General features: G+C 65.6%; 10 protein-coding genes. 9 read left to right on the top strand and 1 reads right to left on the bottom strand.

Annotated elements, in window-relative coordinates; all coding sequences use genetic code 11:
- The first annotated feature begins 15 nt into the window (after nucleotides 1–15).
- From HWE04_RS07890 to HWE04_RS07855, 8 genes are all read left to right on the top strand, one after another.
- On the top strand, nucleotides 16–687 hold the full coding sequence (locus HWE04_RS07890) for an SGNH/GDSL hydrolase family protein (protein ID WP_039876752.1): 672 nt from the start codon (nucleotides 16–18) through the stop codon (nucleotides 685–687).
- Nucleotides 684–1,352 carry an alginate O-acetyltransferase AlgF gene (locus HWE04_RS07885; RefSeq protein WP_241812041.1) on the top strand — a complete coding sequence of 223 codons (669 nt, stop codon included), beginning with the start codon at nucleotides 684–686 and terminating at the stop codon, nucleotides 1,350–1,352. The genes HWE04_RS07890 and HWE04_RS07885 overlap by 4 nt, the downstream gene beginning before the upstream one ends.
- A gap of 25 nt (nucleotides 1,353–1,377) precedes the next feature.
- Nucleotides 1,378–2,793 (top strand): MBOAT family O-acyltransferase, encoded by a 1,416-nt coding sequence (locus HWE04_RS07880; RefSeq protein ID WP_234295795.1) that lies wholly within the window; start codon nucleotides 1,378–1,380, stop codon nucleotides 2,791–2,793.
- A gap of 15 nt (nucleotides 2,794–2,808) precedes the next feature.
- The gene (locus HWE04_RS07875) at nucleotides 2,809–3,987 is read left to right on the top strand and encodes an alginate O-acetyltransferase AlgX-related protein (protein ID WP_241812040.1); all 1,179 of its coding nucleotides are present in this window, start codon (nucleotides 2,809–2,811) and stop codon (nucleotides 3,985–3,987) included.
- A gap of 398 nt (nucleotides 3,988–4,385) precedes the next feature.
- Nucleotides 4,386–4,739 (top strand): hypothetical protein, encoded by a 354-nt coding sequence (locus HWE04_RS07870; RefSeq protein WP_241812039.1) that lies wholly within the window; start codon nucleotides 4,386–4,388, stop codon nucleotides 4,737–4,739.
- A 287-nt stretch (nucleotides 4,740–5,026) separates the two neighbouring features.
- Nucleotides 5,027–6,391, top strand: a complete 1,365-nt coding sequence (locus tag HWE04_RS07865; RefSeq protein WP_241812038.1) for a hypothetical protein — start codon at nucleotides 5,027–5,029, stop codon at nucleotides 6,389–6,391.
- Complete coding sequence (locus tag HWE04_RS07860) at nucleotides 6,384–7,106, top strand: hypothetical protein (protein ID WP_241812037.1); 723 nt, start codon at nucleotides 6,384–6,386, stop codon at nucleotides 7,104–7,106. Before HWE04_RS07865 ends, HWE04_RS07860 begins: the two co-directional genes overlap by 8 nt.
- Nucleotides 7,106–9,919, top strand: coding sequence for an ATP-binding protein (locus HWE04_RS07855; protein ID WP_241812036.1), 2,814 nt, complete (start codon nucleotides 7,106–7,108; stop codon nucleotides 9,917–9,919). The genes HWE04_RS07860 and HWE04_RS07855 overlap by 1 nt, the downstream gene beginning before the upstream one ends.
- Nucleotides 9,920–10,011: 92 nt before the next feature.
- On the opposite strand, the gene HWE04_RS07850 is transcribed toward HWE04_RS07855, so the two are convergent.
- Nucleotides 10,012–10,260 carry a hypothetical protein gene (locus tag HWE04_RS07850; RefSeq protein WP_006465087.1) on the bottom strand — a complete coding sequence of 83 codons (249 nt, stop codon included), beginning with the start codon at nucleotides 10,258–10,260 and terminating at the stop codon, nucleotides 10,012–10,014.
- A gap of 360 nt (nucleotides 10,261–10,620) precedes the next feature.
- Between HWE04_RS07850 and HWE04_RS07845 the strand changes: the two genes are divergently transcribed.
- Nucleotides 10,621–11,487, top strand: a complete 867-nt coding sequence (locus HWE04_RS07845) for an STAS domain-containing protein (RefSeq protein ID WP_241812035.1) — start codon at nucleotides 10,621–10,623, stop codon at nucleotides 11,485–11,487.
- The last annotated feature ends 3 nt before the right edge of the window (nucleotides 11,488–11,490 follow it).

The following is an 11,490-nucleotide window of genomic DNA, read 5'->3' as shown; positions in this document are numbered from 1 at the left end:
TATCGACATATCGCTATGGCTACTGCATCCGTTCTGGCAGGTCTGACTATCCTGGTGCTTGGCGAGAGCCACATGAGTCTGGCAGACCACCTCACCGAACCCCTCAACGCCAAGCTGACCCAGCTGGGCGCCAAGGTCCATTCCATCGGCGCCTGCGGCGCCAGCGCCGGCGACTGGCTGACCACCAAGAAGGTCGATTGCGGCGCTGATCAGGTCGACAACGGCAAGATCCAGATCAAGGGTCGCGAAGCCACCACCACCCCGATCGGCCAGCTCATCGCCAAGGACAAGCCGGATCTGGTGGTGCTGGTCATCGGCGACACCATGGCCTCCTACGACAAGCCGGACTTCCCCAAGGCCTGGGCCTGGCAGAGCGTGACCGGCCTGACCAAGGCGATTGCCGCCACCGGCACCAAGTGTGCGTGGGTCGGCCCGGCCTGGGGCAAGGCCGGCGGCATGTACGGCAAGAACGACGCGCGCACCCAGCTGATGTCGCGCTTCCTGGCTTCCAACGTGGCGCCCTGCACCTATATCGATTCGCTGACCATGTCCAAGCCCGGCCAGTGGGTCACCACCGATGGCCAGCACTTCACCGTGGCCGGCTACAAGTCCTGGGGCAATGCCATCGGCGACGCGCTGGCCAAGCTGCCGGCCGACGCCGTGAGCAGCAAGGGAGCCAAGAAATGAAGGTGATGCAGGCACTGGCCGCCGCTGCGGCCCTGCTGTGCGGCGCCAGCGCGCTGGCTGCCGACATCCCGCTCTATCCCACCGGCCCGGCCGAGGATGCAGCCTTCATCCGCTTCGTCAACGGCACTGCCGAGCCCTTGCAGGTGCTGGCCCAGAAGGGCCAGCCGCCGCTGAAGCTGGAAGCGGCCAAGCCGGTCTCGTCCTTCTTCCCGGTGACGGCCAAGTCGACCATCAAGGGTACCCTCACGGTCGGTGCCAAGAGCCTGGAGCTGGGCGTGCAGGCCAAGCCCGGCGAATTCGCCACGGTGGTAGTGCTGCCCGGTGCCAAGGGCATCAGCCAGGTGACGGTGCAGGACAACCCGGACGACTTCAATGGCCTGAAGGCCTCGCTGGCTTTCTTCAACCTGGATGCTTCCTGCGCCGGGGCGGCACTGCGCCCGGCCGGGCGTAACGCCGACCTGTTCAAGGACGCCAAGCAGGGCAGCCTGCAACGGCGCTCGATCAACCCGGTCAAGCTCTCGGTGCAACTGGTGTGCGGCGGTGCCAACACCGGCCCGGCGCTGGACCTGGGTGAACTGAAGGCGGGCGAACGCTACAGCGTGCTGCTGCTGCCGTCGGACAAGGGACCGCGCCTGCTGGCGGCGACCGACAAGCTGGCCAACTGATCCATCGCCCGACTGCGCTGCCGCCATGGTCTTTGCCTCGCTTGAATTCCTGACGCTGTTCCTGCCGCTGTTCCTGCTGGTCTATGCGGTGGTGCCGCAGCGCGGGCGCAACCTCGTGCTGCTGCTGGGCAGCTGGCTGTTCTACGGCTGGCTGAGCCCGCTGTTCCTGTCGCTGCACGTGGTGCTGACCATCGTGGCCTGGGTCGGTGGCCTGCTGGTGGACCGCTCGCGCGAGGACGGGCGAGGGCGCGTGCGCCTGCTGACCGCGCTGGTGGTCTTCAATACTGCGGTGCTGGTCTGGTACAAGTACGCCAACATCGTCGCTGCCACCATCAGCGACCTGATGGTCCAGTACGGCGCCATGCCGCTGGCCTGGCAGAAGGTAGCGCTGCCGGCCGGCCTGTCCTTCATCGTGCTGCAGGCGATCTCCTATCTGGTGGACGTGCATCGGCGCACGGTGGCGGTGGAGCGCAGCTTCATCAACTACGCCACCTATATTTCCATGTTCGGCCATTCGATTGCCGGCCCCATCATCCGTTACGACTGGGTGCAGCGCGAACTGACCCAGCGCTGGTTCAACTGGGAGAATTTTTCCCTGGGCGCGCGCCGCTTCATGGTCGGCATGGCCATGAAGGTGCTGGTGGCCGACACCCTCTCGCCGGTGGTGGATGCCGCCTTCCACCTGCAGCAGCCCAGCTTCGTGGACGCCTGGATCGGCTGCCTGGCCTATTCGCTGCAGCTGTTCTTCGACTTTTCCGGCTACAGCGCCATGGCCATCGGCCTGGGGCTGATGCTGGGTTTCCACTTCCCGGAAAACTTCAACCATCCCTACCTGGCCGGCAGCATCCAGGATTTCTGGCGGCGCTGGCACATCTCGCTCTCCAGCTGGCTGCGCGACTATCTCTACATCGGCCTGGGCGGCAACCGCCATGGGGTGTGGAAGACCTACCGCAACCTGTTCCTGACCATGGCCATCGCCGGTCTCTGGCATGGCGGTGACAGCTGGAACTACCTGCTCTGGGGCTCGGCCCACGGGCTGGCCCTGTGCCTGGATCGCGCCTGGTCGCGTTCATCCTTGCCTGCCATCCCGGGCTGGCTGGCGCATGTGCTCACGCTGCTGTTCGTCTGCCTGGCCTGGACCCTGTTCCGTTCGCCCGACTTCGCCACCGCCGCCACCATGTATGCCGGCCAGTTCGGGCTGCACGGCATGGGTTTGAGCGACGCACTGGCCGTGGTCTTGCGCCCGGTGCAGGCGCTGGCCGTGCTGCTGGGCCTGTTCTGGATCGTCGCGCCCCTGTGGCAGGAGGCCAGCCAGGTGCGCTGGGCCGATAGCGTGGTGTATCTCTGGTTCCTCCGGCTGTGGCCGGTGGCCGGCTTCCTGCTGTCTTTCGCGCTGATTGCCAGCCGTGAGACGGTGCCTTTCCTCTACTTCCAGTTCTGATCCCGCGAGTCCGCCATGAGCACGCCTCCCGTCTCCGCTCCTGCCACGCCGGCCGCCCCCAGCGCCCTGGCCCGGCGCGCCAGCCGCTGGGCCGGCCTGGTCCTGGCCGTGGTGCTGGCAGCCGGCCTGCTGGGCTGTGGCTGGCTGGTCTATGCCAGCAAGATCGAATGGCTGCCCGCCAGCTGGACCCGTGACGATGCCCTGCATGGTGAACTGACCCATCGCATCGCCAAGCAGTTGTCCAATGCCTGGCTGCCGGAACAGGCCGCCCGGCTGGAACGCGCCGGCAGCTGGCTGCTGCTGCATGACACCGGCCCCCGGGTGCGCAGCGGTTGCCCTGGCTGGCTGTTCCTGACCGAGGAATTGCAGGTCCATCGCGATGCCCAGGCCAACGCCCAGGCCAAGCTGCAGGCCGTCATCGCGCTGCGCCAGAAGCTGGCGCAGCGCGATATCGCCCTGCTGGTGGCGGTGGTGCCCGACAAGAGCCGCATCGCCGCCGCGCAGTTGTGCGGCCTGTCGCGCCCGGCCCAGCTGGAAGCACGCGCCGCCCAGTGGGTCGCCGGCCTGCAACAGGCTGGTGTGCGCACCATCGACCTGGCCCCGACGCTGGCACCGCTCGGTGCCTCGGCCTGGCTGCGCACCGATACCCACTGGAACGAAACCGGCGCGCAGGCCGCGGCTGCTGTGATTGCCGCGCAGGTGCGTGCCGCCGGCCTGCAGCCCACGCCGGCGCAGGCCTATCAGGCCCAGCCCGGCCCGCTGGCGCGCCGCCCCGGCGACCTGGTCCACCTGGCCGGCCTGGACTGGCTGCCACTGCGCTGGCAACCCCAGCCGGAAGAGGTCGCGGCCACCGAATTCAAGGAAGTGGCAGCAGCGGGGCCTGCACCGACTGCACCGGCCGAAGCCACCAAGGGAGGCGACGACCTGGACGACCTGCTGGGTGACCAGCAGCTGCCCAATGTGGCCTTGATCGGCACCTCGTTCTCGCGCAATTCCAACTTTGTGGGCTTCCTGCAGCAGGCGCTGGGTGCCAAGATCGGCAGCTTCGCCAAGGATGGCGGCAAATTCTCCGGCAGCGCCAACGAGTATTTCTCCAACCCTGCCTTCACCCAGACCCCGCCCAAGCTGGTGGTATGGGAAATCCCCGAGCGCGATCTGCAGACGCCGTATGAGGCGATCAGGCTGGGGCGGTGAGTCATCGGTGGGCGGCGGGAATCGCCCAGTTTTCTGTTGGCTAAATTCCACCTCGTCGTGAGCGCGGCGAGTTCAATCATCTCCAGGCCAAGTCCAAGCCTTGGATGGTCCCTGTGACCGCTTCCCTGATTGCTCATCTCCACGGCAAGCGCGCTGAGTAAAACACTGGGCACGTCATCGACGCACCATGCAGTGTGACTTACCGCTCGGGACAACAAGCGCAAGGATCATCTGGCGCTGCCCTTTGGTGGAATGGATCGAACTTCAAAACCCTGTACAGTGGCCGTCCAAAAAAACGGATGGGATTTAAATTTTGCTGACAGCGTGCTGGGCATCCGCAGTGCTCAGGAGAAAAGCGCCGGCAGATTCCATCTCCGTAACGACCAGCCTGGATACAAATGAAATTCAAACGACCAGTTCCAGTATTTTTGCTGGCATTCATTCTGTCGGCATCGACTGAACAAGCATTCGCCGCGCGTGGAAAACCTATCACGCGCATTGATGGATGGAAGCCGACGACAGAAATACTGGAATACCATTCCTGCGGAATGGCCGATATGTGCTGGGTGGCAGAGCTCAAGAACAAGAAAACGAGGAAGCGGATTGCCGCACTTCGCTGCAATGGCGAAAAGCTATTTTCGATTTTAGGGAGGGAGCCTGAGAAAATCGCTGCCGCGAATTGCCATGCGTTCGAGGATAAAGACAAATTTGAACAGATACCCCGAGCATTTCGCACCTTGCTTAATCGCTGACAACGCCCCCTCGCGTCGTTCCGCTACCGGGAAGCCGTCGATTCGAGCGTGCAAAGAAACGCCCGCCGCACGGTCACTCCGCACGGTCACCCATCACTCAGCGCAAGACCAGCTACGGTGATGTACCGACGCTGGCTTCCCAATGCAATAAATAAAATATTGTATTTTTATAAATAATCTCTTCCCGCTTTCTCCTTTCCACCGCTCTCCCACCCGCTTTGCTGGAGGCCAACCCCCGGGCCTGCTAAACTTGCCGGTCCGCCCACTGTGCAGGGCGGGCTCCAGGCATGGTCCTGGCCAACCTCCACGACAAATTGACAGAAGAATTCGACCCCGCTCCCCTTGCGGACGAGCATGAATCAGGCTCCTTCGAGAGCTATTTCCGCGATCCCACCCAGGCCGCCGAAGCGCCCCTGGCCTGGGGCCTGGGCCAGCGGCTGGATGTGCTGGACGCCCTGCGCGGCCTGGTCTCCGGTGGCCAGGCGGCGGCACGCCTGCGCATCTGGGTGTTCCTGGAACTGGCGGCCCAGCCGCAAGGGCGGCTGCAGCGCGAAGACCTGAACCAGCTGTTCTACGCCCTGAAACCCGAGGCCATGGACGCCGCGCTCAAGCGCCTGCGCGACCTGGGCCTGCTGGTCTGGGACGCCACCGGCCAGGATTACCAGCTCTCACCCATCGCCCAGCAGGTGCAAGCCCTGCTGGCGCCGCTCACGCGCGCCGTCGGTGAGGATGACGAGATGGCCGCGCTGCTCTCGCAGGTGGCCGGGGCCCAGGCCCTGGGCCTGTCCGACGCCAGCCAGATCCGCCACCTGCATGCCCAGCTGGCGCGCCTGCACGACCAGTTCGCCGATGCCATCGAAAGTGGCTCCGAAGCCCTGCTGCGCGAAGCCCAGCCACGTTTCGAACGCGCCCTGAAGCTGGTCAACCGCGCCGGCGAAGCCCTGACCGCCCTGATCCGCAGTGAACATGCCGACGCCCGCCTGGAGCGCGAAGCCCGCGCCCTGGGCAATGGCCAGGCCCGTCTGCTGACCATGGCCAGCCAGTTCACTCGCGCCCTGCAACAGGCTGACCGCCAGCGCGTCACGCTCGGCAGCACCGGCGTGACCAGTTCGGACGTGCGGCGCTGGCTGCAGAGCCATCCCGATCTGTCCTCCCTGATGGGGGAGGCGCTGTCCATGGGCGTCAAGCCGGTCTTCGTCAGCGGCCACGAATTGCTGGATGTGGCCGAGGGCGAGTTCGAACGCGACCGCCCCGACGCGCAGCGCTCGCAAGGCCTGCCGCCCCCGGCCCAGGCGGTGGAGGGCAAGATCGAAGCGCTGCGCATGCCGGTCGAACTGGGTGACCTGATCGCCCAGCTGGGCCGGCTGGGCGCCATGCCGCAAGAGAGTGGCGCGGAACCACCGCAGCCGCAGCCGCTGTCGACCGTGGTACTGGGCGGCAGCTTCGGCAAGGCCGCCTATCGCCTGCAGTTGCTGCCGCTATTGGGCGACCGCCAGGCGCAGACCCTGCAGGGCCAGACCGGCGACCTGGCGCGCCTGCCATGGCAGGCCGGCTTCCTGCCGCTGGTCGAGAAAATCGATGACCCGGATGTCGCCGCCATCAGTGGCGGCGCCATCCACCCAGATCCATCCCCGGAAAGACCGAATGAGTGAGACCCTAGACGAGGCCGGCCTGCTGGCCGCCGAACTGCTGGCCCGCCGCTGGCTGCCGCGCAAGCATCCGCGCGTGCGCCGCGCCCTGATCGATGCCGACCTGTGGCAGGCGCTGCAGGACCGGCTGACGCAGGTGGGTTTGCGGCTGGTGGACAATATCCACGCCGACCATATCAGCGTGGCACTGGTGCGCCCGGCCGAGTACGCCGTCTTCGGCGAAGCCGGCATGAATGCCAACAACAACATCGACCTGCCACGCGATGCGATCTCGCTGCTGGTGGTGCTGTGGTCGCTGATCGTGCTGCCCAAGCGCGAGCGCCAGTCGGCGCGCGCCGCCGGTGACGCCGGCGAGCAGCAGGAAGAGATGTTCCACACCGACAAGCCCATGCCCAGCGCCGCCGAGGTCAGCCCGGTGGTGTCCTATCGATCGCTGCTGGCCGACTTCGGCACGCAGCTGGGCAAGAAGATGCGCATGGACGGCAACCTGCGTCGCCTGGAAGCCCACGGCTTTATCGTGCGACGCGGTGACGACATCGCCGAAGGCCCCTTGCTGGACCTGCTGCTGGACTACGACGCCCTGGCGCCGCGCATTCTCGATGGCGCCCTGGGTGAAGTGCTGGCCCGCGCCACTGCCCGCGAGGAAGCCGCAGGGGCCGACGCCGACCAGAGCGACCCGGCACCGGTAAAACCGGCAGACGAAGAAGGAGAATTCTGATGTTCCACCTGCAATCGCTGGAACTGCTGCAGTGGGACTATTGCCAGCGCCTGACGCTGCCCCTGGACGGTTCCATCATCACCATCGCTGGCCCCAATGGGTCCGGCAAGACCACGCTGCTGGACGCCATGCGTACCCTGCTCGGGCTGGAGTGCTCGGGCGGGCGCAGCTACAAGACCTATGCCCGGCACGCCAATGCCGACACCACCTGGCTGCGCGCCACGGTGGACAACCGTCCGCATGGCCGCCAGACCTCCACCCGTCCGTTCGCCCGCAACCTGCTCTATGCCGATCAGGTCACGCTGGCCTGCCGCATCGAGCGCAACGGTGGCGACTGGCAACGACGCTACTGCATGAGTGATGGCGATGTCGCCATCGAAACCCTGGCGCAACTGCCGGAGAAGGATTGGCTGGGCCTGGACCACTGGCGCAAGCGTCTGGAAGGTGCCGGGCTGTCGCGCGCGATTGCCCGCGTGCTGGCGCTGGAGCAGGGCCAGACCGACCGCCTGTGCGAATTCTCGCCCAAGGAATTGCTGCGGCTGGTGTTCGAGGTCTTCGGTGACCAGGAAGTGCTGGACCGCTACGAAGAAGCCCGTCGCCACCAGCGCGACCTCGCCGCGGAAGTGACGCTGGCCGAGCAGGAACTGGCCTATAGCGAGGCGCAACTGGCCCAGCTCGACAGCCGCGTGACCCTGTATCGGCAATACCAGGGCAAGCTGCGCGAGCGTGAAATCCTGGCCGCCGAGGTGATCCCCGTGCTGCGCTGGCATGAAGAGCGCCAGACCACGGCCGGACGCCTGCGCGAACTGCACCGCCAGCGCCTGCATCACAACGAGCAGCGTCGCCAGCGCAGCAGCGATGCGCTGCAGCTGTCGGCACTGCTGACGCAACAGCAGGCCGCCCGCGAAAAGGTGAGCACGCTGGAACGCGACAAGGCCGAGGCCCAGCAGGCCCAGCAAAAAGCCCGCGATGCCGAAAAGCCGGTCGAGGAACTGGTCAAGCAGGCCGATGAACTGCTGGCCCTGTCGGCAGTGGAAGGCGATGCCGCGCAACTGCTGTCACGGGTGGAAGAACTGGAGCAGCAGAAGGGCGCATTGAACGACCGCTGGCGCGACCTGGAGCAGCAGCGCAAGCAAGCCCAGGAAGCCCTGGAACGCCTGAGCGGACAGCGCCAGGCCCCCAAGCCGGGCGATGTGCAGCAATTCAGCCGCAGCCTGCGCCAGGCCGGCATTGCGCACCACATCCTGGCCGATGTCATCGAGATCGGCGACGACCACTGGCGCGCCGCCGCCGAAGGGGTGCTGCGCGCGTCCTGCTGGGTGGTGGTGCTGGACGACCCCAAGGATGAAGCCGCCGCCATGGCCCTGGCCGAGCGCGAGCGCTATCGTCACTACGTGGTGTCGGACGCCGCCACCGCACCGGCCCAGCCGGCCGCGGACAGCCTGCTGGCGGTGCTGCGTTTCTCGGCCAAGGCGCCGTCCTGGCTGCTGCGCCAGCTGGCGCAGATCCGCCGTGTGGAGGATACCGTCGAGGGTGCGCGCCTGGGTGGCGAATGGATCACGCCGCAAGCCTACTGGCGCGACGGTCGGGGCGGACGCAGCGTCTGGCGCGACCCGGGTGACTATCAGTTCGGCGCCGCCGCCATGGCCTCGCGCCAGGCCTCGATCCAGAAACGCCTGGCCACGCTGGACGATCAGCTCACCGATGTCGTGCTCAAGCAGAGCGAGGTCAAGCGCCAGCTGGAGGCCGCCAAGAAAGCTACCGAAGGCCACCTGGCCGCCGAGGAACTGGCGCGCCGTAGTGAAGAATTCGAGCAGGCCAGACGTCAGTTGCCCTCGTTGCGCGCAGCCCGGGTGGCCGCCAGCGAACGCTGGACGCAACTGGATGCACAGCATGCCGACGCCATCGAACAGCGCACCATCATCGATGGCAAGTACCAGGGCCTGCAGCGCCGCCTGCGCGACACCGAAGGCGACCTGGCCGGCCAGGAGCGCGACTGGCGCACCCGCCACGACGAGCAGCGCGCCCGCGCGCTGGCCTCGCGGGCGCAGAAGGGGCGCTTCCCGCAACGCTGGATCGGCGCCGACGCCGTGCAGGCGCTGTACGAGAAATACAGCAACGCCAAGCAGGCCGAACTGCGCATGGCGGCGGTGGAAACCGAGCTCGACAGCGGCCAGTGGGAAAAGGACGGCACCGTCGAAGACAAGCACCTCATCATGCAAGGCACGGTGGGCAACCAGCGCAACGAACTGGACTCGCGCAAGATCAGCAATGCCCAGGCCGAGGAAGCGGTAGGCAATGCCCGCGAACGCTACATCGATGTGTTGCGCGCCACCGTGCGGCGCTATCGCAAGAACATCGTCGATCTCGGTGCGCTGGCCGGCGTGATCGTCAGTGCCGACCTGCCGCACCTGGACAACGACGACACCGTACTGCGCCAGGCCGAGCTGAAGGTCAGCTTCAACTTCGACGGCAAGGGCGAGATCGGCCTGAACGACGGCGAAGCCTCGGGCGGGCAGCAGGTCATCAAGTCGCTGATCCTGCTGGTGGGCTTGTTGAAGGACGACGACATGCCGGGCGGCTTCGTCTTCATCGACGAACCCTTTGCCCACCTGGATGTGCGCAACATCCAGCTGGTCGGCAACTTCCTCAAGTCGACCCGCGCCCAGTACGTGCTGACCACGCCGATCACGCACAACGTCGAAGTCTTCGAGCCGGCCGATATCACGCTGGTGACCTCGAAGAAGCCGCGTGAAGCCCGCTGGGCGCCGCCCATCGGGGTGTTGCAGCGGCGGCTGCGGCTGGATGCCTGAAGCGGCTAAGAGGGAAGGAAGAGGGCGCTGACGCTGGTCAGCGCCTTTTTTTCAGGGCCTGTTGACACTGAATCTGCGAGTGTGAACAGGCCCTAGCGCAACTCGCGCACTATCCGTCCGGGAGGCAAGAGGCCAGACGGCACTTCCGGTACCTCGGCCTCCAGCAATTGATGGGCCACGCATTCGCACCAGTGGATGCCGCGGGCCAGTGCCAGGGGCTTGGAGTCGTACAGGCCCGGCAGGGAGCGCTTGGGGAAGAGCTGCCCAATGGAGCGGTGGCGGATTTCCACGCCGCTGACGAACCAGCTGTCGGCGCGGTTGGCGCACCAGACCCTGAACATGAACGGCGAAGAATGTCCCGTCACTTCGTAACAAGACATCGTGTTTGCACGTTGACCCAACTGCTTTCCTCCTATGGTTTGGGCGGCATTATAAACAGCGTCGGGCAAGCTTGCCAAAGGCCCCGGCGCTAGCGCAAGCGCCAGCATTTCCAGTCCACAAGAAAATCAGCAGGAAGTAGGCGGGGGTAATGGATTCCTACAAGGCTTGTAGGTGTTGTCTTGCATAGCTTCAAAGCCGCGTCACCTAGAATGGTCAGACCGTGCGTCCAGGGGGACTGCAGGCGCCCGGTACCTTTCCCAATGCGCCTTCCGCCAGCCACGCGAAGCGGAAGGTATGACCGTCCAGGACACAAAAAGAACATGACTTCCGCTCACACCCAGCAACTGACCGTGATTCTCAACCAGCACCAGCAAAACCTGCTGGAAAACTGGCTCACGACCTTGACGTCCAAACTGGGCCGCAAGGAAAAAAGCGGTGAATTCGAAATCCGCCGCCAGGCCGAACAGTTCCTGAGCCTGCTGGCCCGTACCCTGGAAAGCGGGGCCGGCAGCGACACCGATGGCAACGACTGGGCCGATGTGCGCCACCTGCTGGGCGAAGTGTCGCGTACGCGTGCGCTGCAGGGCTTTTCCTCGCTGGATACCGCCAGCTTCGTGTTTGCCCTGAAGGAACCGCTGTTCGACCATCTGCGCAGCATCCTGGGCGAGCAGCCGGCCCAGCTGGCGCAGGAGATCGCGGCCACCAGTTCGCTGTTCGACAAGCTGGGCCTGTACACCATTGAAGTGCACCAGAAGGCGCGCGAGCAGGTCATCCTGCGTCAGCAGCAGGAACTGCTTGAGCTGTCCACGCCGGTGGTGCAGCTGTGGCAGAACGTGCTGGCGCTGCCGCTGATCGGCACGCTCGACAGTGCGCGCACCCAGGTGGTGATGGAAAGCCTGCTGCAGAAGATCGTCGAGACCGGCGCCATGATCGCCATCATCGACATCACCGGCGTGCCCACCGTCGATACGCTGGTGGCCCAGCATCTGCTCAAGACCATCGCTGCCGCCCGCCTGATGGGCGCGGACTGCATCATCAGCGGCATCCGTCCGCAGATCGCCCAGACCATCGTGCATCTGGGCGTGAACCTGGAAGACGTGACCACCAAGGCCACTCTGGCCGATGCCTTCATGATCGCGCTCAAGAAGACCGGCTCGCGGGTTACTGTCCAGAATACGGAGCAGTAATCC

The organism is Herbaspirillum sp. C7C2 (assembly GCF_022627865.1).
Taxonomy (GTDB): Bacteria; Pseudomonadota; Gammaproteobacteria; order Burkholderiales; family Burkholderiaceae_D; genus Herbaspirillum; species Herbaspirillum frisingense.
This window is presented reverse-complemented; position numbering and strand designations above follow the sequence as displayed.

What these genes read in the sequence shown, in the direction of transcription:
- HWE04_RS07890 (WP_039876752.1), top strand. Translation starts at nt 16, where the DNA reads ATGGCTACTGCATCCGTTCTGGCAGGTCTGACTATCCTGGTGCTTGGC.
- HWE04_RS07885 (WP_241812041.1), top strand. Translation starts at nt 684, where the DNA reads ATGAAGGTGATGCAGGCACTGGCCGCCGCTGCGGCCCTGCTGTGCGGC.
- HWE04_RS07880 (WP_234295795.1), top strand. Translation starts at nt 1,378, where the DNA reads ATGGTCTTTGCCTCGCTTGAATTCCTGACGCTGTTCCTGCCGCTGTTC.
- HWE04_RS07875 (WP_241812040.1), top strand. Translation starts at nt 2,809, where the DNA reads ATGAGCACGCCTCCCGTCTCCGCTCCTGCCACGCCGGCCGCCCCCAGC.
- HWE04_RS07870 (WP_241812039.1), top strand. Translation starts at nt 4,386, where the DNA reads ATGAAATTCAAACGACCAGTTCCAGTATTTTTGCTGGCATTCATTCTG.
- HWE04_RS07865 (WP_241812038.1), top strand. Translation starts at nt 5,027, where the DNA reads ATGGTCCTGGCCAACCTCCACGACAAATTGACAGAAGAATTCGACCCC.
- HWE04_RS07860 (WP_241812037.1), top strand. Translation starts at nt 6,384, where the DNA reads ATGAGTGAGACCCTAGACGAGGCCGGCCTGCTGGCCGCCGAACTGCTG.
- HWE04_RS07855 (WP_241812036.1), top strand. Translation starts at nt 7,106, where the DNA reads ATGTTCCACCTGCAATCGCTGGAACTGCTGCAGTGGGACTATTGCCAG.
- HWE04_RS07850 (WP_006465087.1), bottom strand. Translation starts at nt 10,260, where the DNA reads ATGTTCAGGGTCTGGTGCGCCAACCGCGCCGACAGCTGGTTCGTCAGC.
- HWE04_RS07845 (WP_241812035.1), top strand. Translation starts at nt 10,621, where the DNA reads ATGACTTCCGCTCACACCCAGCAACTGACCGTGATTCTCAACCAGCAC.